Annotated in this window: 22 protein-coding genes and 1 pseudogene; 9 read left to right on the top strand and 14 right to left on the bottom strand. The window is 57.0% G+C overall.

The genetic code is table 11. The annotated features are described in order from the left end of the window. Positions 1 to 44: 44 nt before the first annotated feature. The 8 genes from ACZ1HE_RS03855 to ACZ1HE_RS03820 form a co-directional block, all read right to left on the bottom strand. Positions 45 to 1,262, bottom strand: coding sequence for a phenylacetate--CoA ligase family protein (locus ACZ1HE_RS03855; protein WP_472619628.1), 1,218 nt, complete (start codon positions 1,260 to 1,262; stop codon positions 45 to 47). Between the two features lie 14 nt (positions 1,263 to 1,276). Next, positions 1,277 to 2,113: an ABC transporter ATP-binding protein gene (locus ACZ1HE_RS03850; protein ID WP_472619627.1), complete on the bottom strand. Its 837-nt coding sequence runs from the start codon at positions 2,111 to 2,113 to the stop codon at positions 1,277 to 1,279. 98 nt (positions 2,114 to 2,211) lie between these two features. Next, positions 2,212 to 3,492, bottom strand: a complete 1,281-nt coding sequence (locus ACZ1HE_RS03845; protein WP_472619626.1) for an ABC transporter substrate-binding protein — start codon at positions 3,490 to 3,492, stop codon at positions 2,212 to 2,214. A 76-nt stretch (positions 3,493 to 3,568) separates the two neighbouring features. Beyond that, positions 3,569 to 4,645 carry a branched-chain amino acid ABC transporter permease gene (locus tag ACZ1HE_RS03840; RefSeq protein ID WP_472619625.1) on the bottom strand — a complete coding sequence of 359 codons (1,077 nt, stop codon included), beginning with the start codon at positions 4,643 to 4,645 and terminating at the stop codon, positions 3,569 to 3,571. A gap of 2 nt (positions 4,646 to 4,647) precedes the next feature. Continuing rightward, positions 4,648 to 4,905, bottom strand: a complete 258-nt coding sequence (locus ACZ1HE_RS03835; protein WP_108784915.1) for a hypothetical protein — start codon at positions 4,903 to 4,905, stop codon at positions 4,648 to 4,650. Between the two features lie 94 nt (positions 4,906 to 4,999). Next, complete coding sequence (locus ACZ1HE_RS03830; RefSeq protein WP_472619624.1) at positions 5,000 to 6,001, bottom strand: branched-chain amino acid ABC transporter permease; 1,002 nt, start codon at positions 5,999 to 6,001, stop codon at positions 5,000 to 5,002. Positions 6,002 to 6,063: 62 nt separating this feature from the next. Then, entirely contained in the window at positions 6,064 to 6,882 is an 819-nt protein-coding gene (locus ACZ1HE_RS03825) for an ABC transporter ATP-binding protein (RefSeq protein WP_472619623.1), read from the bottom strand. 96 nt (positions 6,883 to 6,978) lie between these two features. Next, the gene (locus ACZ1HE_RS03820; RefSeq protein WP_472624347.1) at positions 6,979 to 8,919 is read right to left on the bottom strand and encodes an AMP-binding protein; all 1,941 of its coding nucleotides are present in this window, start codon (positions 8,917 to 8,919) and stop codon (positions 6,979 to 6,981) included. 307 nt (positions 8,920 to 9,226) lie between these two features. On the opposite strand from ACZ1HE_RS03820, the gene ACZ1HE_RS03815 reads away from it, so the two are divergent. Further along, positions 9,227 to 11,092 (top strand): PAS-domain containing protein, encoded by a 1,866-nt coding sequence (locus ACZ1HE_RS03815; protein WP_472619622.1) that lies wholly within the window; start codon positions 9,227 to 9,229, stop codon positions 11,090 to 11,092. Continuing rightward, a complete protein-coding gene (locus ACZ1HE_RS03810) occupies positions 11,089 to 11,793 on the top strand; it encodes a response regulator transcription factor (protein WP_472619621.1) in 705 nt (234 codons plus the stop codon). Before ACZ1HE_RS03815 ends, ACZ1HE_RS03810 begins: the two co-directional genes overlap by 4 nt. Here ACZ1HE_RS03810 and ACZ1HE_RS03805 read toward each other — a convergent pair. Continuing rightward, positions 11,738 to 12,712, bottom strand: a complete 975-nt coding sequence (locus ACZ1HE_RS03805) for a LysR family transcriptional regulator (RefSeq protein WP_472619620.1) — start codon at positions 12,710 to 12,712, stop codon at positions 11,738 to 11,740. The genes ACZ1HE_RS03810 and ACZ1HE_RS03805 overlap by 56 nt on opposite strands. Positions 12,713 to 12,813: 101 nt before the next feature. Between ACZ1HE_RS03805 and ACZ1HE_RS03800 the strand changes: the two genes are divergently transcribed. Further along, entirely contained in the window at positions 12,814 to 13,095 is a 282-nt protein-coding gene (locus tag ACZ1HE_RS03800; RefSeq protein WP_472619619.1) for a DUF1330 domain-containing protein, read from the top strand. A gap of 6 nt (positions 13,096 to 13,101) precedes the next feature. Here ACZ1HE_RS03800 and ACZ1HE_RS03795 read toward each other — a convergent pair whose 3' ends face one another. Further along, a complete protein-coding gene (locus tag ACZ1HE_RS03795) occupies positions 13,102 to 13,806 on the bottom strand; it encodes an SGNH/GDSL hydrolase family protein (RefSeq protein ID WP_472619618.1) in 705 nt (234 codons plus the stop codon). An 86-nt stretch (positions 13,807 to 13,892) separates the two neighbouring features. Continuing rightward, positions 13,893 to 15,077: a Zn-dependent hydrolase gene (locus ACZ1HE_RS03790; protein ID WP_472619617.1), complete on the bottom strand. Its 1,185-nt coding sequence runs from the start codon at positions 15,075 to 15,077 to the stop codon at positions 13,893 to 13,895. A gap of 147 nt (positions 15,078 to 15,224) precedes the next feature. Here ACZ1HE_RS03790 and ACZ1HE_RS03785 point away from each other — a divergent pair, with 147 nt between their 5' ends. From ACZ1HE_RS03785 to ACZ1HE_RS03760, 6 genes and pseudogenes are all read left to right on the top strand, one after another. Further along, the gene (locus ACZ1HE_RS03785; RefSeq protein WP_472619616.1) at positions 15,225 to 15,875 is read left to right on the top strand and encodes a histidine phosphatase family protein; all 651 of its coding nucleotides are present in this window, start codon (positions 15,225 to 15,227) and stop codon (positions 15,873 to 15,875) included. 10 nt (positions 15,876 to 15,885) lie between these two features. After that, positions 15,886 to 16,500 (top strand): glutathione S-transferase family protein, encoded by a 615-nt coding sequence (locus tag ACZ1HE_RS03780; RefSeq protein WP_472619615.1) that lies wholly within the window; start codon positions 15,886 to 15,888, stop codon positions 16,498 to 16,500. A 12-nt stretch (positions 16,501 to 16,512) separates the two neighbouring features. Next, positions 16,513 to 17,569 (top strand): annotated as a pseudogene (locus tag ACZ1HE_RS03775) (saccharopine dehydrogenase). A gap of 1 nt (position 17,570) precedes the next feature. Continuing rightward, positions 17,571 to 17,819, top strand: coding sequence for a SemiSWEET family sugar transporter (locus tag ACZ1HE_RS03770; protein ID WP_472619614.1), 249 nt, complete (start codon positions 17,571 to 17,573; stop codon positions 17,817 to 17,819). A gap of 13 nt (positions 17,820 to 17,832) precedes the next feature. Next, positions 17,833 to 18,975 carry a saccharopine dehydrogenase family protein gene (locus ACZ1HE_RS03765; RefSeq protein ID WP_472619613.1) on the top strand — a complete coding sequence of 381 codons (1,143 nt, stop codon included), beginning with the start codon at positions 17,833 to 17,835 and terminating at the stop codon, positions 18,973 to 18,975. A 152-nt stretch (positions 18,976 to 19,127) separates the two neighbouring features. Continuing rightward, on the top strand, positions 19,128 to 19,466 hold the full coding sequence (locus tag ACZ1HE_RS03760; protein WP_472619612.1) for a DOPA 4,5-dioxygenase family protein: 339 nt from the start codon (positions 19,128 to 19,130) through the stop codon (positions 19,464 to 19,466). A 6-nt stretch (positions 19,467 to 19,472) separates the two neighbouring features. Here ACZ1HE_RS03760 and ACZ1HE_RS03755 read toward each other — a convergent pair whose 3' ends face one another. From ACZ1HE_RS03755 to ACZ1HE_RS03745, 3 genes are all read right to left on the bottom strand, one after another. Next, on the bottom strand, positions 19,473 to 21,101 hold the full coding sequence (locus ACZ1HE_RS03755) for an acyl-CoA synthetase (RefSeq protein ID WP_472619611.1): 1,629 nt from the start codon (positions 21,099 to 21,101) through the stop codon (positions 19,473 to 19,475). A gap of 123 nt (positions 21,102 to 21,224) precedes the next feature. Further along, positions 21,225 to 22,232, bottom strand: a complete 1,008-nt coding sequence (locus tag ACZ1HE_RS03750; RefSeq protein ID WP_472619610.1) for a hypothetical protein — start codon at positions 22,230 to 22,232, stop codon at positions 21,225 to 21,227. Then, the gene (locus tag ACZ1HE_RS03745) at positions 22,192 to 22,956 is read right to left on the bottom strand and encodes a metallophosphoesterase family protein (protein WP_472619609.1); all 765 of its coding nucleotides are present in this window, start codon (positions 22,954 to 22,956) and stop codon (positions 22,192 to 22,194) included. The genes ACZ1HE_RS03750 and ACZ1HE_RS03745 overlap by 41 nt, the downstream gene beginning before the upstream one ends. Between the last annotated feature and the right edge of the window lie 5 nt (positions 22,957 to 22,961).

Below are 22,961 nucleotides of genomic sequence, written 5' to 3'. Positions count from 1 at the left end.
GTTAACATTTCCGCGGGCTTTTCTATTACCACGGCGCGCTTGGATCAGTCGTAAACGCGCTGATCTTCGATCACCAGCCCATCCTTGGGTAGGGATCCCGGGGCGACCACTTCGATTGCACCCTTAAGTTTCAGGACTTCGACCACCGACTTGGCATAGGCGGTATCATTTCCGTCCGAGCTTTCGATTTGTACCGTCATCGTATCCATCTCACCCTGACGCGAAGCGATCACGCGAGCCTTCACGATCTCATCGTGTTTGTCGACCAATGCCGCAACCTGCTCGGGACGGACAAACATGCCCTTGATCTTGGTCGTCTGATCAGCCCGGCCCATCCAGCCCTTGATCCGCATATTGGTGCGCCCACAAGGCGAGATACCCGGCAAAACAGCAGACAAGTCACCGGTGGCAAAGCGGATGAGTGGGTAGTCAGGGTTTAGGGAAGTGACGACGACCTCACCCACTTCGCCCGGAGCGACCGGTGTACCCGTACCTGGCGTCACGATCTCGACGATGACATGTTCATCGACAATCATTCCTTCCATCGCCGAGCTCTCATAAGCGATGTTGCCCAGATCGGCAGTGGCATAGCTTTGCAAACATGTGATACCGCGATCCGCGTATTCCTGTCGCAAGGACGGGAACAAAGCCCCGCCGCCAACCGCCGCTTTTGTGAAATCGAGTGCCACGCCCATTTCATCGGCCTTATCCAGAATTACCTTCAGGTAATCTGGCGTTCCCGCATAAGCCGTGCAACCGATGTCGCGTGCCGCATTGACCTGCAGTTCGGTCTGACCGGTACCGGCGGGAAGCACAGCCGCCCCAACAGCGCGTGCACCGTTTTCAAAGATCATGCCTGCAGGTGTCAGGTGGTAGCCAAAACAGTTCTGAACGATATCCCCCTGCCCGATGCCAGCCGCATGCAGGAATCGACCCATGCGCCACCAATCATGGTCCACGCCTCCCGGTTCATAGATCGGGCCAGGTGACTGAAAGATATGGGCAAACCCCGCTGCCGGTTTGACGGTAAACCCGCCAAAAGGTGCGCGTTCGGACTGCGCACGGCTTAGCTCGGACTTGCGCAAGACTGGCAAGCTAACAAGATCCTCTACTCGGCGGATGGCGGATGCGTCCACTCCGGCTAGACTTTCGGCATAACCAGCGGCCGACTGCGCCCGTGCGATCTGGTTCGGCAAGGCCTCCGCCAGATCTGCGGCGCGCTTGTCTTCGCTTCGAGTTTCAAGGGTATCAAAATGCGTCATAGCCTGATCCCTCATCAGCTCAACCACCGCTTACGGCGGCGGTAGGACCTGACATCCCGGAAACTCTTGCGTCCTTCTTCGGACATGCCGAGGTAGAATTCCTTGACGTCCGGGTTTTCACGCAAATCGGCCGCCGGGCCGTCCATCACGACGCGTCCAGATTCCAAAATGTAACCATAATGTGCGAAGCGCAGAGCCACGTTGGTGTTCTGTTCAGCCAACAAGAAGGACACACCCTCTTTTTCGTTAAGGTCGCGAACAATGCCGAAAATTTCTTCAACCAGCTGCGGCGCCAAACCCATCGAAGGTTCATCCAGCAGGATCGTTTCCGGGTTAGCCATAAGCGCGCGACCAATGGCAACCATCTGCTGCTCCCCGCCTGAGGTATAACCTGCCAATGACTTCCGCCGCTCTTTCAGGCGTGGGAAATAGGTGTAAACCAGTTCAAGGTCACGCTGCATCTCGGCCTTGCCGGACTTTCGGGTGTAATAGCCCGTAAGCAGGTTTTCCTCGACTGTCAGGTGCTCGAAGCAATGGCGCCCTTCCATGACCTGGATCACGCCCTTGCGCACCAATTCTGCCGGATCAGAATCGTGCACATCCTGACCACGATACTTGACCGATCCCTTGGTTACCTCGCCACGTTCCGAATGAAGCAGGTTCGAGATCGCCTTGAGCGTGGTCGTTTTGCCGGCACCGTTGCCGCCAAGCAAAGCGGTGATCCCACCCTTGGGCACATTCAGGCTGACGCCTTTCAGCACGAGGATCACGTGGTTGTAGATCACCTCGATATTGTTGACCTCCAAAAGGGTCTCGACACCGACGTCGTTTGTGTTGGCTGCATCCAGCATCAGTTGTTGTCCTCACGCATGCCCGGTTCCCATGCCGGGCTTTGGGGAATGGAACGGCGGGTGCGCCCGCCGTTCCGATTGTTTTCAAACCTTGCTAATCAGCAGCGCGGTTCAATGTTGTTTTCCGCCGCATAGGCACCGGAATCTTCCTTAACCAACGCACCGATCACCTCTGCGTCAGTCGGTTTGAAGTCCGAAATCAGCGACCAGGTCTTGGTTGCCGCATCCCACTGGTTCACACCAACTAGACCAGGGCCACCGTGGTTTTCGCACGACACCTTGAACGAAGGTCCAAAGTTCGGCATGCCAAGCGCGGCCATCTTGTCTTCGGTGATTTCCAGAGCTTCCATACCGTCACGCATCTGCTGCGGTGTGATGTCTGTCACGCCGTGCATCTCTTGTGCGGTTTTCACAGCTTCGGCTGCCAGCATCGCGGCATAGAGACCACGGTTGTACAGAACAGTACCAACCTGATCGCCAGCACCTGCCGCCTTGCCTGCGTCGATGACGTGCTTTTTGATGTCGTCAAAGACCGGGAAATCGCTGCCAACGTTGTGGAAAGTGATCGCCTTGTAGCCGTTGGCGGCGTCGCCTGCAGACAGAACGTCATGCTCGGCGCCGGACCACCAGACACCAATGAAGTTTTCCATCGGGAAGCGGATGTTTGCAGCTTCTTGAACCGCAACCTGGTTCATCACGCCCCAGCCCCAGATCACAACGTAATCAGGACGATCACGCCGGATTTGCAGCCACTGCGACTTCTGCTCCTGACCGGGGTGGTCAACGGGCAGAGCGTTCAGTTCAAAACCATGCTTTTTCGACAGCTCTTCCAAGGTGCGGATCGGCTCTTTGCCGTAGGCCGAGTTGTGATAGACCAGCGCGATTTTCTTGCCGTTGATGTCACCACCGTTGCTTTCCAGCAGATAGTTCACAACGCCCGACGCACCGTTCCAGTAGTTAGCTGGATAGTTGAAGACGTTCGAGAACACATCGCCATTGGCAGCCGAAGTACGCCCGTAACCCATGGTGTGGATCGGAATGCCGTCTGCAGTCGCTTTGGGGATCAGCTGATAGGTGATGCCGGTCGACAGCGGTTGATATACCAAGGCGCCTTCACCTTTGGTCGATTCATAGCATTCCACGCCTTTTTCGGTGTTGTAGCCAGTTTCGCACTCGACAAGACGGATCGCCTCACCGCCAATGCCGCCGTCGCGCTCGTTGAGCATGGTGAAGTAGTCCGCATATCCATCCGCAAACGGGATACCGCCTGCCGCGTAAGGTCCTGTCCGGTAGCTCAACGACGGGAACACAAGGTCTGCCATCACAGGTCCGGCGGCCATCAGCGCACCAAGCGCCAGAGTGGTCAGTTTCATTTTCATCGGCTTTATTCCTCCCTAGGTATTATCCGATCGTGAACGAGGTCCTCCGCCCCGCAATTCTTGAGCCAGCCCCGCGTCAGTGCGGGAACGGCCAGAGACGCAACTTTTCCTTGGCAACGCGCCACAGCTGCGCCAACCCATGCGGTTCCATGATCAGGAACACGATGATCAGCGCGCCAACAATCACCAGTTGCAGATGCGCCACGATATCTGTGGGCCATCCCAGCCAGTCGGCTCCCACAACCTTCAGCACCACAGGCAGCAGAACCAGAAAGGCCGCGCCAGCGAAGGAGCCAAAGATCGATCCCAGTCCACCAATGATCACCATGAAGAGCACCAGAAACGACTTCTGGATGCCAAACACCTCGCCCACTTCGACGGCGCCAAGATAGACGGCAAAGAATAGCGCGCCTGAGATGCCCACAAAGAACGAGCTGACCGCAAAGGCCGTCATCTTGGCCTTCAGCGGGTTCACCCCAATGATTTCGGCCGCGATGTCCATGTCGCGAATGGCCATCCACTTGCGACCAACGGTGCCGCGCGTCAGATTGCGCGCAATCAGGGCACAGAATGTCAGGAAAATCAGGCAGAACAGATATGTCGCCCAAGCCGGTGCATTGGGGCCGGTGATGATAATGCCAAAGACATCACGCTCGGGCGCGTTGATCTGCCCCGAGGCCGAGTAGTTGTAGAACCACGGCACACGGTTGAACAACCAAACCAGAAAGAATTGTGCTGCAAGCGTGGCAACTGCCAGATAGAAGCCTTTGATCCGCAAAGACGGCAGGCCGAACAACACGCCGACAAGGGCCGTGATTCCGCCTGCTAGCAGGACGTGGATGAACATGCTCACATCCGGGAATGCAGTCATCAGCTTGTAGCAGGCATAAGCCCCCACAGCCATGAAGCCGCCGGTACCCAGCGAGACCTGCCCGCAATAGCCGGTCAGGACGTTCAGCCCAATCGCCGCAATCGCATAGATCAGGAAGGGTAGCATGATCGCATTGGCCCAATAGTCGTTGATCAGAAACGGGACCACGGCAAAGGCAAAGATTATCACCGCATAGTAACGATAGCGATCAAACCGGATCGGAAAGGTCTGGTTGTCCTGAGTGTAGGAGATTTTGAAATCTCCGGCTTCGCGGTAGAACATGTTCAGATGCCCCCTTCGGACTGCGCGCGGTTCCGGGCCGCGGCGTCGAGTTGATTAGATTTCCTGGCATAGCCGCTGACCTCCGAGGCCCGCACCAGCCGCATGTAAGCAGCGATCCCTGTCACCAGCCCGCCAAAGGCCAGCAGAGCGGCAATCACCAGTTGGCTCTCCGTCAACCCTTCAGCGGTGACGGCCAGATACCCGAATGCCCAAAACCCGGACCACGCAATCACGTTGATGATGGCGATCAGTTTGTTCATCTTCGGATACCCCTTTCGTTTCTCATACTGGGTGAAGGTTCAGGGCGGGTGGGTCTCGTTGCGCAAGGCGCAACGGGGTCGCCCACCCTGAACCTCAGACCCTTTCGATAATCTTGTCCCCAAACAGACCTTGTGGTCGGAACACCAAGAACAGCAGCGCCAGCACATAAGCGAACCAATTCTCGGTCGCGCCACCTACCAGCGGACCAATGGAAAACTCAAACAGCTTCTCACCGACCCCGATGATCAGACCACCGACAATGGCGCCCGGGATCGAGGTAAAGCCACCCAGCATCAAAACCGGCAGGGCTTTCAGCGCGATCAGCGACAGCGAGAACTGAACGCCCGACTTGCTGCCCCAGACGATACCGGCAACCAAGGCCACAAAGCCCGCAACCGACCAGACCAAAACCCAGATGAAGTTCAGGTTGATCCCTACCGACAGAGCCGCCTGGTGATCATCCGCCACAGCGCGCATGGCGCGGCCCTGTTTGGTGTACTGGCTGAAAGCCACCAGCGCGATCACCAGTACCGCAGCAATCACGGTCGCAATCAAATCAAGCTGATCCAGGAAGAACCCATAGAAGTTCTCGTTCCCCATCCCCAGCCACTGGGTGTTTTCTTCGATCCAAAGGCTACCACCCTGTGGCAAGCCAACGTCCAACGCTTTGATCTCGGAACCCCACATCAGGTCGGCCACACCTTCAAGGAAATAGGCCAAACCAATGGTCGCCATGAACAGGATGATCGGCTCTTGACCAACCAGATGACGAAAGATGTATTGCTGAACCAGCCAAGCAAAGACCACCATCACCACGACTGTCAGCACAATCGCAATGATCGCTGGCACCTCCCACCCAAAGTGATGGATGTGCGTCCCAAAGATCGCATTGATCAGATGCGCAAACGGAACCTGCCCGACCATGATCCCATAAAGGGTCATCGCCGCAAACAGCGCCATAACACCCTGCGCGTAGTTGAAAATGCCAGATGCCTTGTAAATCAGGACAAAACCCAGGGCCACTAGCGCATAGAGGACCCCCGCCATAAGGCCATTCAGAACGACCTCTGTTCCATAAAGAAGTGAATCAGGCATCCTGCTCTCCCCCTGCAAACTTCGTCACTGAAATCTGCCCATAATTCTCTAATTCTCTTGGATCAGTCATGTGACACCCCCAAATAGGCATCGATGACATCCTGATTGGTGCGCACCTCGTCCGGGGTGCCGTCGCCAATCTTTTTGCCATAATCCATCACGACCACACGGTCAGACAGGTCCATCACAACGCCCATATCGTGTTCGATCAGGGCAATGGTGGTGCCGAACTCGTCGTTCACATCGAGAATAAAGCGGGACATGTCCTCTTTCTCCTCGACGTTCATGCCCGCCATCGGTTCATCCAAGAGCAAAAGTTTAGGCTCTGCCGCCAACGCGCGTGCCAACTCGACCCGCTTCTTCAAGCCATACGGCAGCCGCGACACGGGCGTTTTCCGAATGTGCTGGATTTCCAGAAAGTCGATGACCTTTTCAACGATCTCGCGGTTTTCGGTTTCTTCCTGCTCTGCCTTACCTTTCCACAAAGCCTGTGAAAAAAGACCCGATTTCATATGGTTCAAGCGGCCCGTCATTACGTTGTCCAGAACGCTCATCCCTTCGAACAAGGCAATGTTCTGAAAGGTCCGGGCAATCCCCTGACGCGCAACCTCATAGGGGCGCATTTGCGGACGCTTCTTGCCGTGAAAGAACACTTCGCCTTCCTGCGGCACATAGAACCCCGAAATCACGTTGAGCATTGAGGACTTGCCAGCCCCGTTCGGACCAATGATGGCCCGGATCTCGCCTTCGCGAATGTCGAACGAAATGTCCTTGATTGCCACCACACCGCCAAAGCGAAGCGTGATGTTCTTCATCTCCATCACCACGCCGCCGATCTGGCGACCGTCCTCGGTGACATAGCCTTCAGATGCATCCAGCATCAAACTCTCCCTCATTCATTCGGCGGGACTGCTCCCTACGGGATGGTGGGCGGGGCGATGTCCCCGGCACGGGGACGAGCGTCGTCCAACCGCCCCTCATTCCGCTGCCATTTTTGCCGCAACCGATGACACGGCCGCGTCCCGAATATCGAGCGTGGCGCTGATCGAGCCCTTGCGCCCATCCTCATAGGTCACTTCAGTCGTGGTCGAGATCTGGGGCGAGCCATCATAAAGCGCCGCGATAATGTCCGCGAACTTCTCTTCTACGATCCGACGGCGCACCTTGCGGGTCCGGGTCATCTCGCCGTCATCCGCATCCAACTCCTTATGCAGCACAACAAAGCGATGCACTTGGCATCCAGACAACATCGGGTCTTCGGCCACGGATTTGTTCACCGTTTCCACGTGGCTCTGGATCGTCTCCAGAACTTTTGGATGCCCGGCCAATTCCTGATAGGACGCATAAGCGATGTTGTTGCGTTCCGCCCAGTTCCCTACCGCAGTGAGGTCGATGTTGATGAAGGCCACGCAGCGGTCCTTGCCGTTGCCAAACAGAACCGCCTCCAGGATGTCGGGATAAAACTTCAACTTGTTCTCGACGTACTTGGGCGCGAACATGGCTCCATCCGCCATTTTGCCCACGTCCTTGGCACGGTCGATGATCCGCAAGTGGCCCGAGCCGTCCTCGAAGAATCCCGCGTCGCCGGTCGCAACCCATCCCTCGGGGTCCTTGGTCGAGGCGGTGGATTCCGGATTCTTGTAGTATTCGACAAACGTTCCGGGCGAGCGGTAGTAAATCTCGCCGTTGTCGTCGATCTTGATCTCTACGTCTGGGGCCGGAACACCCACGGTGTCCGCACGTACCTCGCCATCAGGCTGCACAGTGATGAACACGGTGGCTTCGGTCTGACCGTAAAGCTGCTTCAGATTGATGCCAAGCGAGCGATAGAACTCAAAGATCTCGGGACCGATGGCTTCACCGGCGGTATAGCCCACGCGCACCCGACCCAGTCCAAGCGTATCTTTCAGCGGGCCATAGACCAGCGTGTTCCCGATGGCATACTTCATCCGATCTGCAGTACTGACTGGATTACCATCGAGAATATCGCCGCCAACCTTCTTCGCGTGCTCCATGTATTTGTGGAACATGTTCTTTTTCAGCGAACCCGCATCTTCCATCCGGATCATGACGTTGGTCAGCTGGGTTTCGAATACGCGCGGTGGCGCAAAGAAATAGGTCGGCCCGATCTCGCGCAGATCGGTCATCATCGTGTCAGCGCTTTCAGGGCAGTTCACGCAGAACCCACACCAATAGGCTTGGCCGATTGAGAAGATAAAATCACCTACCCAAGCCATGGGCAGATAGGACAGGATATCTTCTTTCTCTGTCAGCTTGTCAAAATCACTCGCGTTCTTGGCGCTCTCAATCACATTGCGGTTCGATAGCACCACACCCTTAGGCTTGCCTGTTGTGCCCGATGTGTAGAGCATCACGCAGGTACTGTCATAATCCAGCTTGGCCCGACGCGCGTTCAGGTCAGTGATCCATTCGTCGTGGGCTGCGCGCCCCTGATCCTGCACGTGGCTGTACTGATGCAGCGTGTGATGGTCGTATTTGCGCAGACCGCGCGGATCGAGATAGATCAGATGTTCGAACTGTTGCAGTTGGTCCTGCACCTCGATCACTTTGTCGACCTGCTCCTGGTCACTCACGATGACAAAACGGGCACCGCAATGTTGCAGCACATAAGCCATCTCTTCGGCATTGGCGTCCTGATAGAGAGGGACCGGCACGGCCCCCACCGATTGCGCGGCAACCATCGCCCAATATAGATACGGGCGGTTGCGTCCGATGATGGCAATAAAGTCGCCTTCGTTCACACCAAGATTGATCAGCCCCAAGGCCAGTGCTTCAATCTCTTTCTCGGTCTGGGACCAAGTCCAGGTCTGCCAGATCCCAAATTCTTTTTCCCGGTATGCGGGCGCTGACCCGTGCCGGGTCGCATTACGATGAAGCAGCGCCGGAAGGGATTGCATCCCTTCAGCGCCAGACTGCGTCTGAGCCAATTTTTCTCTCCTCCCCAACCGACCCCCTCCGCTGGGCCGGAAACAACCACCTCAAACTTCCCAAGGCGATTCTGTCCCGATTAGGAACGCGCTCAGTGTTCAGGGTCAACTTTTTCCTGATGTTTTCCCAAATCTTACGAATTGTAACAGCGGTCAAAAACTCGCCCAAGTTCAGTTTAGTTCACACGCCCGTATGGCTACCGTCTGCCGGAAAGCGATGCTAGGAACGGTATGGGAGTGGGCCAAATTGAACACCAGTGACGCATATATCAAGACGATGACAACTGCGGGTCTGAACCTGATTGCGCAGGCCATTTCGATCTACGACGACGATCTGAAGCTGGCCGTTTGCAATCGCCGGTTTCAGGAAATGTTCTTCTTGCCAGATTCGCTGTCCGAACCCGGTGCCCGGTTTGATGAGACCATTCGATTCATTGCCGAGCGCGGGGATTACGGCCCAGTCGACGACATAGATGCCCTGGTTCAGAGCCGCGTTGATCAAGCACTGGCTTTTGTCCCGCACTATTTCGAACGTACGCGTCCCAATGGTCAGGTGATCTCGATCGAAGGGGCCCCCTTGGCCGAGGGTGGTTGGGTCACGGTTTACACCGACATCACGCGCACCAAACGAGTCGAAGAGTTGCTTCGGTCCCGGTCCGAAGAGCTATCGGATCAATTGCTTAGTCACGCCGAAGAATTGTCCGCTACCAACCGTGAATTAGCGGCAACCAACAGTGCACTGGAAGAAACCAAGCGGCAGCTGACGGCAATTGAGGCCCGAACACGCCTGACCACGGAAATGATGCCTGCTCACATCGCCCATGTGGATGCCCAAGGTTATTATACCTACTCGAACCGTCGCCTGAGTTCCGTCATCCCCGGACGCCCGTCAAACATTCTGCGGATGCACATCTCCGAGGCCTTGGGCCCATCCTTTGCCAAGATCGAACCTCATCTCAAAGCCGCCTACACTGGGGAAAGTTCGGTCTTTGAATTCACCGAAGGTCACGATTCCCGCCGCATCCGTGTTGCCTTTACCCCCGAAGACAGTGGCGGCGTTTATATACTTTCGATGGATATAACTGAGGAAACTCAGGCCCGCGTCGCCCTGCAGCAATCGCGTCGACGCGCCATGGCGGCGCAGATGACCAGTGGGCTAGCGCACGACTTTTCCAATCTGCTGACCATCATTCTGGGTATGCAATCCAAACTGGCGCGCATGAATCTGTCAGAAGAAGCCGCCCAGCTGATCACCGCCACCCAACAGACTGCTCAACGTGGTGGGCGATTGTTGAACCGCATCGCGGATATGACCGGCAATCGGACCCTGCGCCCCGTTGCGACCGACATGCACGGCGTACTCGAGGATCTGAAGCTGCTGGCGTCACCTTCGTTGCCACAAGGCATCGGGTTGAGTGTTCTCGATCACACGCCTGACGAAGCTCTGATGTTGGATCCCGGAATGTTGCAGGATGCTCTTCTGAATCTGATACTAAACGCGCGCGATGCTTGCGGCACCAGTGGGCAGATTACAGTCAGCGCCCATTCTATCGGCAAGATCTGGATCGAGATTACCGTGAGTGATACGGGCCCTGGGTTTTCAAAAGAAGCCTTGGATAAGGCGCTCAATCCGTTTTTCACCTCAAAGGGAAGCGAAGGATCGGGGCTTGGCTTGCCGATGGTTTATGACACCGTCAAACTTGCAGGGGGTGACTTGAGGCTTCGCAATACCCCGTACGGAGCTTCGGTTGTGCTGCGCCTGCCCTACCGCGCGGCGCCACATTCCAAGGGTGGCCTGGCCCTGTTAGTCGAAGACAACGAGGAATTGAGGGCAAACTTCCGGGACATGCTGGTAGAGCTGGGTCACACTGTAATCGAAGCAACTTCAGTGGATGAAGCCTGCGCCTTGGCAGCTGATCTTCCTGACATCCACTTTGTTCTGTCCGATATCAAACTCGAAGGTCTCGCGACCGGTTTGGACTTGGCCGAGCGATTGAGTAATGACTTGCCCATCGTGCTGATGACTTCGCTGCCGTTAAGCGACCCGACGCATCGCCAAGCTCTGGCTTTGGGGCCAGTTCTTCGTAAACCTTTCACCCGTGCTCAGCTTTCTGCGCTGATCCGACCTGAGGCTGAACAATGACCACACCGCTCGTCACAATTCTCGACGACGAACCCGAGATTCGCCAAATTCTCACTGACGTGCTTGAAGACGCCGGGTTTCGCACTCAGAGCTTTTCCCGTGCTCGCGAGTTCGAAGCTTCTCTCAAGAGGGTCACGCCGGATGTCTGCCTTGTTGACTTATCCCTTCCTGACACGGATGGGTTGGCGCTGGTCCATCGTTTGGCTTTGGAGCAGGGCGCATCTGTCATCATCATCTCGGGGCGTGCTCAAGTTCAGGATCGCGTGACCGGGCTGGAGCTGGGCGCTGATGACTACATCACCAAACCTTTTGATCCGGCCGAGGTTGTCGCACGGGTGCGGGCCAGACTTCGCGACGGATCCAAGACGATACAAAGTGGCGGGAACACAGCCGTGTTCAATGGATGGACAGCACATTTCGATCGCTATGTTCTTGAGAATGAGACCGGTGAAGAAGGCACCTTTTCGCATGCCGAGGGAGAGGTTTTGCGGCTGTTTCTTGAAAGCCCCAAACGTCTGATCAGCCGAGCGCAGATGCAGGAGATGCTCGGCGGTGGCGCCGGAGAGAGTTTTGACCGCGCCATGGACGTCCGCATCTCGCGACTGCGGACAAAACTCAACGAAGACCCGAAGAACCCCCGTCTGATCAAGACGATCTATGGCGCTGGATACATATTCTTGGGCGATGTTGAATGGCACTGATGCGGTAGTGAATGTGGATGAACCTTGCGTGTTCTGCACCCGAGGTCAGCTGACAAAGCACCATCGGTTGGCCTTGAACCAAGGCACCAAAATGTCCCGCAATGCCTGGACCTTTGCAGAAGGCCAAACATCGCGGTGCGCCACCACCCAGATGTCGGCATAAGATTCCGGCGGCAGCACCGGAACCTGCTGCAAGCCAACCGTCGCGCGGCCCAAAAACATCGGCATGCGAACAACGCCCAGGCTGGCACTGGGCTGCGCCAACCATGGCCACCATGTCATCAAACATCATTCTGACCCGACTATTTGGATACCGTTCCAATGACGCCTTGGGCACACGCGGGGTTTGCTCGTAGACAATCCAGTCTATCGGTGCATCTGGTTCGTCCTGCATGCGTTGCGCGACGGACGGCGCCGCAAAACTGGCGACCTGCTGCTCACAAAGACGAAGCCCGGTGAGTGCATCACCCGGAGTGCGACTGATGCGAATAGCAACATCCGCTTCACGTGTGTTCAAGTTCAAAAGATCATTGGTCGCACGCAATTGGATATCGATTTCGGGGTGGCGTTTGGAAAACTGATCAAGAACCGGTGCTACATAAGGCCCGACAAGCAACTGAGGCGCCGTCAAGACAAGCTTTCCCCGCAAAGACTGATCGCTTCCACGCAAACCCCGAAAAAGCGACTCAGCTTGCTGGTCCATTTCAGCCGCTTTTTCTGCCACCAACCTACCTGTTTCGGTTGCCAAATACCCGTCTGGTTGCCGATGAAACAGAACCTCTCCTGCAGCAGCCTCGGCTCTTTGGATACGCCGGGCCACCGTCGTGTAGTTTATCCCCAAAGTGTCAGCGGCGGCTGCAAGCGTACCTGTTCTGGCGACGGCAAGAATGGTTTTGAGATCGTCCCACTGTATTTCCATGCATGCGTTTTCGCATGTTCAACCTGCAAATTCACGCGTTTTCGCAAGCTCCACCTGAACCTAAATCCAGAACACACAGCTGACATCAAAAGGAGAACCCGATGATCTATGCAGTTTTTAAAGCCGATCTAAAGAATCCAGCAGCGCTGACTACCTACCGGGAACAGGCTGGGGCCGCATTGGCTCGGCATGGTGGTAAGGTCGAGTATGCAACCCCTAACACAAGTGCTCTGGATGGGTCCCCTCATCTACCAGACGTGGCGGCCCTGTTGTCCTTCCCAGATACCGAATCCGCAAAAGCTTGGATCGACGATCCTGAACTGATTGAGCTGCACGAATTGCGCCGCAGCGCAGGCGACACCGAAATCATGCTGCTGGGCTGACGAACATCAGCGGCTGTCGAAGTCGGTGATAACCGTGGCCAGCCGTGCTCCGATGATGCGGCTGGATTTACGCGAAGGGTGGATAAGGTCGGGCGAGAAATACGTGATGCCCCCGCTAGGGACGACGTCCTTGTTCGATACAAAAACGATCCCGTCTTCCTGCTGGGCCAAACGCGTGAGGCGGGCTTCGAGCTCGTCTCCTTCGTTCTTGCAGTGTTCGATAGGAGTTAAGAGACCTGGACTGCGCAAATATCCCGTAAACAGCACACGTGCGCCATTGTCGCGAACCCTGCGCGCAAATGTGGGGATCTGACCGCTCAAACCGTCTTTGGATATCATCCGGTCAAGGATTCCGTCACAAACTCCGCAACCACAGCCAAACAAAAGGTCATTACCGCCCCCGTTGACGATTACCCAATCCCAATCCCCAGGCACGTATTGTTGGGGGATGTTGATCCCGCGTTCAGGATTGTCCACGTTTCGCACCGTCATCCACGCACCTCGAACAGAGCGGTCAACAACGGGCTCGCCCAGCCGTTCTTCGATCACGTGAGGTATCGAATTGCCAAATGCCGAATTCCAGGCCATCAGGGAATCGCCAACTGCCAGAATCCTGGCGCCATCGTTTCGACTCACTTGCTCCTGGCACGCCGCGACCAAAGCAGTAATAAAAATCAATACGATACTAACTCTCACACCTGAAATCCGCATGCAAAAAAAGACCTGTCTTCTGGCTATTTGAAACCAGAGTGAAACAGAATTTGTAGGCAAAATCAGGGCGAGAGATAGGAAAATCTCTAAAACAGTGAGTTCACCCCATCTGTAAGGACACCTAGCCCGGCCACAAGATCGGACTCTTCAGTATCCTCTTCGAACGCGTGGCTGATGCCGTTGATTGACGGCACGAACAGCATGGCCACCGGCATCAATTCGGCAACATTGGTTGCATCGTGCAAAGCTCCGGACGGCATGTTGCGCCAATTGTTCGGAGCGATCTTCTTAGCCGCTTTTTCCAACGCTAGTTGCAATCCAGCGTCCATGGCTACGGGTTCCAATCCCAAAAGCGGACCAAAGCTAACCCCAAGCTTCCGTGTCGCCGCAATATCGTTTGCGGTTGTGCGAACGATCTCCTCCATTCGGTTCAACCGGTCGACATCACCGTCCCGCCATTGCATTGAAAAGGTTGCCCGCCCGGGTACGATGGAAGACGCATTGGGGTGCAGGCTGACATGCCCAATAGTCCAGACAGTTCGAGGGGTCACAACATTGCGGAAACGGTCGTTGAGCTCCGAGCTGAATGCCGACAGCGCCTGAAACGCGTCCCGCCGCAAATTCATAGGTGTAGTTCCAGCGTGGTTCTGTTGCCCGTCAAAAGTAATCTTCATATCGCGGATGCCAACGATTTCGGTCACGACACCGATCTGCTCGTTGCTGGCATCGAGTGTCGGTCCCTGTTCGATGTGCATTTCGATGTAACCCGTAAAGCGTGACGGGTCGACAAAATCGCCTGCAACATCTTTCATGCTCGCGCGTGCCTCTGCAAAGGGAATTCCCGCGTTGTCAGTCAAAGCATCCGCCTTCTCCAACGGCAAATTCCCAGACCAGATGGCCGATCCGGTAGTGACACCAAACCGTCCCTCTTCGTCCTGAAAACTGACGACCGAAACCGGTACGTCAGACGTCCGCGCCACTTCCAGCGCCGCCATCACACCAAGGGCTCCGTCCAACCATCCGCCCTCGGGTTGGCTGTCGGTGTGTGAACCGAGCAGGATCGACGGTCCTTCCGCCAAGCCAAACAAGTTGCCCACTGGATCGAAATGCGGTGACAGACCGGCATCCCGCATCTGATCCGCCAGCCATTTGCGGGCAGCAATGTCGGCATCGGAAAAGGCAGGCCGCACAACGCCCTTGCCCACGCCCGAGGCCCCAAACTGACGCAGGTCATGCAGTGATTTCAGAAACCGTTCGGGATTGATGGACATGGCGCGATCTCCTGTTGATGTATCCTGAACATATTCAGCCTGCGACGCGCCACAAGACACCACGACAGTTTTCGTCACTCACATGTCAAACGCCTCTGGTCCCTGACTGAGACCTCGCCTAAGACTTGCCCCAACAGGAGCACGCGCATGTCCCACATCACACTTATCCGTCACGGTCAGGCCAACACCGAGGCCCGTGACGAGCAAAGCTATGACAAGCTCAGCCCGCTGGGACATCAACAAGCTGTTTGGCTAGGCGCGCATTTGTCGGATGCGCAAGCCCACCATCCGCGCGTCTATGCTGGCACCCTGACCCGGCATCTGGAAACCGCCGCCAGCATGGGCTTGCCCACACCCGAGCAAGACGCCCGCCTGAACGAGATCGAGTATTTCACTCTTGCCACCCTGCTAGAACAGCAGCACGGCGTTGCCGTTCCGGTTGAGCGTGAGGGGTTCATTCAACACCTGCCTCGTGTGTTCACGGCTTGGCAGAATGGCGAGATCGAGGATCCGCCCGAGACCTTTCAGGAGTTTGAAACCCGCGCCCATGACGTGATCCACGAGATCGCCAAAGGCGCCGGTCCTGCCGTTGTGGTCACATCAGGTGCGTTCATCTCGATGGTGATGCGGCAAGCGATGGGGCTGGACATACCGTCGATGTCTCGGCTGGCTCTTGCCATCATGAACACGTCGATGCATCGTCTGTTCCCGATTGGCGACCATCTTAGCCCGGTTCTGTTCAACGCAGTGCCGCACCTGGAAGCCCCTGATCGGCACTATGCCCAGACCCACCTCTAGGAGACATCGGATGCAGTTGTATTACGCCCCCGGAACCATTTCGATTGCCGTCGCCATCGCGCTGGAAGAGGCAGGGTTGGAGTATGAAGCGGTGAAACTGGACTTTTCCAGTGGCGAGCAGACCACCCCAGCGTATGCCCAGATCAACCCCAAGGGGCGTGTTCCCGCATTGGTGGTGGATGGCGGCATACTGACCGAAACCGGCGCCCTTCTGGATTTCATTGCGGCCAAAGCGCCCAATGCTGGGCTGGTGCCCGCTGATCCGGTGATGGCGGCGCGGATGCGCGAGGTGATGTATTACCTTGCCTCGACCATGCACGTGAACCACGCCCACAAGATGCGCGGCCCTCGGTGGGCGGACAAGAAAAGCAGTTGGGCAGACATGAAGGGCAAAGTGGCCGAGACCATGACCGCCTCTTGCGCCTATGTCGAAAGCAATGGTCTGCGTGGGCCGTTTGTGCTGGGCGACAGCATCAGCCTTGCGGACATTTATCTTTATGTGGTGTGCAGCTGGCTCGAAGGGGACGGTGTCGATGTTTCGGCCTTTCCCAAGATCGTCGCTTTCCGCGCCGCAATGGAGGCGCGCGCCTCGGTTCAGGCGGTCAAGGCCGCCGGTATGCTCTGAATAGGACTAGACATGACACATCTGTGGGTTCGCGCCGAACAGCGCCTGAACGAAGACCGCGTTGGCCTGACGCCCGAAGGGGCCGCAAAATTGATCGCCGCTGGCATCAAGGTCACGGTCGAGGAAAGCGGCACGCGCGCCATAGGCATTGATGGCTATCGTGACGCAGGCTGTGAAATCGCGGCCGAGAACAGTTGGCCGCAGGCCCCGGCGGACGCCATCATTTTTGGCCTCAAGGAACTGCCCGAGGATGGCACGCCCCTACCGCACAAGCACATCATGTTTGGCCATGCGTTCAAGGGCCAGCATTCGGGCCGGGCCCTGCTGGAGCGGTTCAAGGCCGGGTGCGGAACGCTCTATGATCTGGAGTATCTGGTGGATGAAACTGGCCGTCGTGTCGCCGCATTCGGGTATTGGGCCGGTTACGCCGAGCGCGGCAGTGACGCTCAAGACTTGGGCAGCGCAACAGCGGGGCGAAGAATGCGGTCCGGTTGGGGCTTATCCGGGCAAGGATGCACTGCTGGCTGAGTTGGCTGCCGAATTGGACGCAACAGGTTCCACACGCCCCAAGGCCATCGTGATCGGCGCGCTTGGCCGGGTCGGCTCGGGTGCGGCAGATCTGTGTGAAGCCATGGGCGTTGCCGTCACCAAATGGGACATGGCCGAGACCGCAAGCGGAGGGCCGTTCTCCGAAATTCTGGACCATGATCTATTTCTGAATTGCATCTTTGCCCGCCCCGGCACACCGGTGTTTGTACCGAAAGAGGCTCTGAACGCAGATCGCAGACTATCGGCAATCGGCGATGTCGCCTGCGACCCGGACAGTGACTACAACCCGGTCCCTGTTTATGATCGCGCTACCACATGGGGCGCCCCTGCCTTGCGCGTCGCAACCAACCCGGTTCTGGATGTGATGGCGATCGACAATTTGCCGTCCATGCTGCCCGCAGAGAGCTCGCAAGATTACGCGGATCAGTTGTTGGCCTCGTTGCTCACCCTGTCCGATCTGGACAGCGGCGTTTGGGGACGTGCGCGAGATACGTTCAAAACCCACATGCAGGACGTTTGACATGGAACTTTATATCGGGATCGCTGCTGCAATCGTTGGCACCATCTGCTGGATTCCACAGGCCAGGCAGGCCTGGACGACCCGCGACACCTCTGGTCTGTCGTTGCCGTCGAACTTGATGTTGTTGCTGACGGTTAGCCTGTGGTTGATTTACGGCCTGATGGTTGGCGACCTGCCATTGATCCTGGCCAACGTCTGTGCGGTCACTGCAGTTCTGTTTATCGTCACCGCCAAGCTCAAATTCGGATAAGGGAGAGATCCAGATGACAATCCATTGGTGTGGAACCGGCCTGTCGGCCATCCCCGGACTGCGACGCCTGATCGAGGCTGGTCACGACGTGACCGTCTGGAACCGGACCGTCGAAAAGGCCAAGGACGAGGTCGGCGACCTGACCAACAACATCAAGGCGTTTGACATCGACGTGTTGGCGGGTGAACTGGTCAAGGACGACGTCGTCGTATCCATGCTGCCCGGCGACTGGCACGTGCCACTGGCGGAACTTGCCATCGCAAAGGGCGCGAACTTTGTCAGCTCCTCCTACATCGCGCCCGAAATGCGCGCGCTTGATGATCGCGCACGTGAAGCGGGTGTCGTGCTGGTGAACGAGGTTGGACTTGACCCCGGCATCGACCATCTGATGGCGCACGCACTGATTGACGACTATCGCGCATCAAATGCATTCGATGCCGACAACCACCTGAGCTTCAAATCCTATTGCGGAGGCATCCCCAAGATCGCCAACCCGTTCCGCTACAAGTTCAGCTGGTCACCCCTGGGCGTGCTCAAGGCCTTGCGGTCGCCCTCCCGCTCGATCCGCAATTATGCACCGCTGGATGTGGCCCGCCCGTGGGACGCAATCAGCACCTATGTGGCCCCGCTGCCAACGCCCGAAAGCTTTGAGGTCTATCCCAACCGTGACTCAATCCCGTTCAAGGATCAGTACCATTTCGAAGAGCACTGGCCGGTCAAGGAATTCGTCCGCGGTACCCTGCGCCTGAATGGCTGGGCCGAGGCATGGGACGATGTTTTCAAAGAGGTTGAGACACTGTCTGGCCCGGAAGGCGACGCACGCCTTGTGGAAATGTCAGACCAGTTCTGGACGGAAAATGCCTATGATGAGGGCGAACCGGATCGCGTGGTGCTTTGTGTTGATCTCCTGGCTGAAAAAGACGGCAGCGAAGTCTGGCACAAGACCTACGTGATGGACGCCTGGGGCGACGAGCGTGGCACGGCAATGGCGCGTCTGGTTTCGATCCCCGTTTCACTCGCCATCGAAGCGGTGATGAACCGCGCCATTCCTGCTGGTGTCCATGCCGCCCCTAGTGACCCGAAACTGGTCGAGGAGTGGATGGGTGAAATCGACAAGCTGGCGCAACATTTGCAGATCGTCGATCACGCGTCCTAAACCCTTTGGCGACGTTCCCAAGAGTGGCTGACCGTCAATCTCCCCCGCACTAGATGTCGGAGATTGGCGGCCAAACCCATGTGCGTGCTCCCCCTTTTCCTTTTGTAATTCGGCACCTACCATTTCTCGACATGCCCAGAGGAGCCGTCGCAATGCCAGAAATCAAAGGTTACCATGCCCACGTCTATTTTGACGCGGCCACTGTCAAAACTGCACGTGCGGTCTGTGAAGAAGCGTCACGCCTGTTTCCCGCAGTCACCATGGGACGCATTCATGAACGCAATGTGGGACCGCACCCTCGGTGGAGCTGTCAATTGGGTTTCGGCCCCGACGCGCTGGATCAAGTGCTGCCTTGGTTAATGTTGAACCGGCAGGGATTAACGATATTCACACACCCTGACACAGGCGAGCACCTTGAAGACCACCGTGACCGAGCAGTTTGGATGGGTGAGTTGCTAGAACTGAACCTGTCAATCTTTGAGGGATCTTGAGCAACCTCAGAGCGCTCGAGCTTTATCACGCAACACAAACTTCTGAATTTTGCCGGTCGAAGTTTTGGGAAGACTGCCAAACACCACCGTCTTGGGCGCTTTGAACCGGGCCATGTGCTCGCGGCAAAAGGCGATGATCTCGACTTCGGTCGCGTCTTGTCCCGGTTTCAGTTCAACGAAGGCACAAGGTGTCTCGCCCCATTTTTCGTCCGGGCGAGCGACCACTGCTGCCTCCATCACGGCGGGATGTTTATACAGGATGTCCTCGACCTCTACGGATGAGATGTTTTCGCCGCCTGAGATAATGATGTCCTTAGACCGGTCCTTAAGCGCGACATAGCCATCAGGGTGCATCACCCCCAGATCGCCACTGGCAAACCAGCCACCATTGAACGCCTTGTCTGTCGCCTCGGGGTTTTTGAGATAGCCCTTCATGACAATGTTGCCCTGCATGAAGATTTCACCCATCGTTTCGCCATCGGCTGGCACAGGCTCCAGCGTTTCGGGATCGGCCACCATCAGACCCGAAAGCGCGAGGTACTTAACCCCCTGACGAACTTTGAGCGCAGCGCGATCCTCGGCTGGGCGGTCGTTCCATTCGTCCTTCCATGCGCAGACAACTGAGGGACCATAGGTTTCGGTCAGGCCATATACGTGGGTAACCTCAACGCCCATCCCTTCCATATTAGCGATCACGGCAGCTGGTGGCGGAGCGCCAGCGGTCATCACCTTGATCTGGTGGTCGAAATCTTTCAGCTCATCCGGCGCATTGGCCAGCATGTTCAGCACGATGGGCGCGCCGCAGAAATGAGTGACTTTCTCTTCGCGGAAGGCGTGATAGATCGGCTCATCGCGAACCGCACGCAAGCAGACCGACACGCCCGCATTGGCGGCCATGGTCCATGGGAAACACCACCCGTTGCAATGGAACATGGGCAGAGTCCAAAGATACACCGAATGCTGCGGCATGCCCCAGGTCAGGATGTTCGAGGTCGCATTCAACGCCGCCCCCCGGTGGTGATACACAACACCTTTGGGGTTACCCGTCGTGCCAGAGGTATAGTTGAGTGTGATCGCATCCCATTCGTCCGCAGGCAGGGACCAGTCAAAAGCCGGATCACCTTCGGCGAGCAAAGCGTCATAGGTCAGCGATCCCAACTTCTCGCCGTCATCAAAGCTGTTGTCTTCGATGTCGATCACCAACAAATCCGTGCGGTCGAACTGTGTTAGCGCCTCTTTAACAACACCCGAGAATTCGGGATCAACCAACAGCACTTTGGCTTCGGCATGTTGCAGGATAAAGGCCACAATAGGCGCGTCCAGTCGGGTGTTGATTGCGTTCAACACGGCACCAGTCATCGGTACACCAAAATGTGCCTCGTACATCTCGGGGATGTTGGCAGCGATGATCGAGACGGTGTCACCCTTGCCGATGCCACGCTGGTTCAGGGCACTGGCCAGCCTGCGGCAGCGATCATAGGTCTCGGCCCAGTTCTGACGGCGATCGCCATACACGAGGGCGGGATAGTCAGGGTAGATCAGAGCCGTCCGCTCAAGGTAACTCAGCGGCGACAGCGCGGTATGGTTGGCCCGATTTTGGTCCAAATGTTGTTCGTAAATGCTCGGTTGCGCCATGACCTCTTCCCTTCGCTGCCGTGCAGTAAGCAGGTGCAGGGATAATGATCACAGGAAAGGCCCAACGCCAATATCAAGTTGACGTCGGACTGCATGTTGTTTGCGACGCTGACGTCACAGGGGTCAGTCACGCGACAGGGTCAAAGACCTTCCCGCCGGAGTCAGATTGCCCAGCCGATCGATTAGCCCGTGGCGTGGATTGTAGCCGCGATCGATGGTTTCGAACGTATCCAGCATAACCGTCACGCGGGGATGTCTTGCCCGGCCGCGCACCAGTTCAGCCACACTTTCAACGATATAGTCGTCATCGAAATTCGCAGTCGCCGGGCTGCCGGTCATCAGTTGGACGGCTACGGCACCTTCGATGCCGCGATGTTCGAATGCATCCTGCAGGCCTCCGATCTTGCCCAGCCAGTCCGCCCTCCATCCTACGGCAAAGACCGGTCGCAGTGGCAGGCCGGTGTCGGCAAGGGCGTCCAAAACCTCAGCCCGGCGCGCATAGCGGTAGCCGGTCCAGACGTTGTGCGCATAGATCTGCCCCTCGACCGCGTTGTCAGCCGAGGTTGCCGCGCGGCTGACATACAAAGGCACGTCAGCCACTTTCATCAGCGCCTTGGCTATTTCTTTGACCCGGACCAAATCCGGTTCAACTTGCACAATCTCTAGTCCGGCCAGAGCGTCCACGTTGGCAGCGATCAGATCCAGCACAGACTTACTCGGCATCGCCGTCGTGAACATGTTAAAACGGACGCCAGTCGCCGCAAAATCCTGCACTCGGCGCAAGCTATCGGGGCGAGCCAGATCGGCCAGCGGTGTGCGAACTGTCTCTATCCCCATCTGCCATAGCCGCAACAGCGGATAGTCATTGCGCGCCCGCTTGCGCGAGAACTCCTCCATCGCGCCGGTGTAGGGCAAATCGCGGCTTTGATACCAGGCATGGCGCATGAAGGGGACAAGACCCGACTTTGCGGGCGGCTTGCGTTGGCTCATGTCCACCACGGCATCGGATTCCGCGCCGCCCGTGGGCACGAACCGCAACCGATGCCCGTCTGCAAAAACGTCAACCAGCATGATCCCGAACTTGCCACGATCATTGCGGCCAAACTCGGCCTCGGGGCCAGCATTGTACAACTCGGCAAAATCCTGACGAGTAAAGCTTGTGGCTAAGCAGACAATAGAATTTCGTCTCGCCTGCGCGGTTATAAAAGAACTGATGCACATGGCCGGACAGCACCGCCTCGACCCCATGCCGCTCGATCACCTCGAGCAGTCGCGCGCGCCCCTCGGGCCCGTAGTTGTCATAGTGTTCGTCCTCATCAACTGAGTCGATGAAGAGCGGATAGTGAGAGAACAAGAAGGTGCGCTTGTCGGTTGCCAGCACCTCTTCGAGCCAGTCGAATTGCTCCTGCTCCACATCCAAACCACTGCCGACAATGGAGGAATTGATCAGGACGAACCGGCAGCCCCCATGATCTACATGGGACCACTGATCACCGAATTGACCCGAATAGGCCGCAACCGCATCGGGCGTCACCGCCCCCGCTGGCGAGGCGTCATGCGGTTTGTCGCCAATGTCGTGGTTGCCCGGGACAAAATGCAGGTTGGGCTCCAGACAGGCAAAGACCCGGCGCGCCTCCTGACACGCCGGACCATAGGCCGCCATATGCGGCAGAGGGTGGACCATGTCACCCAGGTGGATCGTCAACGCCGGTTCCTGAGCCGCCACAAGCGCCGCCGCCACCTCGGCCCGCGCGTTGGCCTTTGTGTTCACCGCGTAGGGCGATGACAGGTCCCCTTCGGGCGCGCGGATATGAGTGTCGGTGAAGACGGCGAATGTGAACAGCGGGTCGGTCAAGACAA

The sequence above is a fragment of the Falsiruegeria sp. JB4-1 genome (assembly GCF_055693495.1).
Note: the sequence above shows the minus strand (reverse complement) of the source record. Positions and strands in the feature narration are given on the sequence as shown.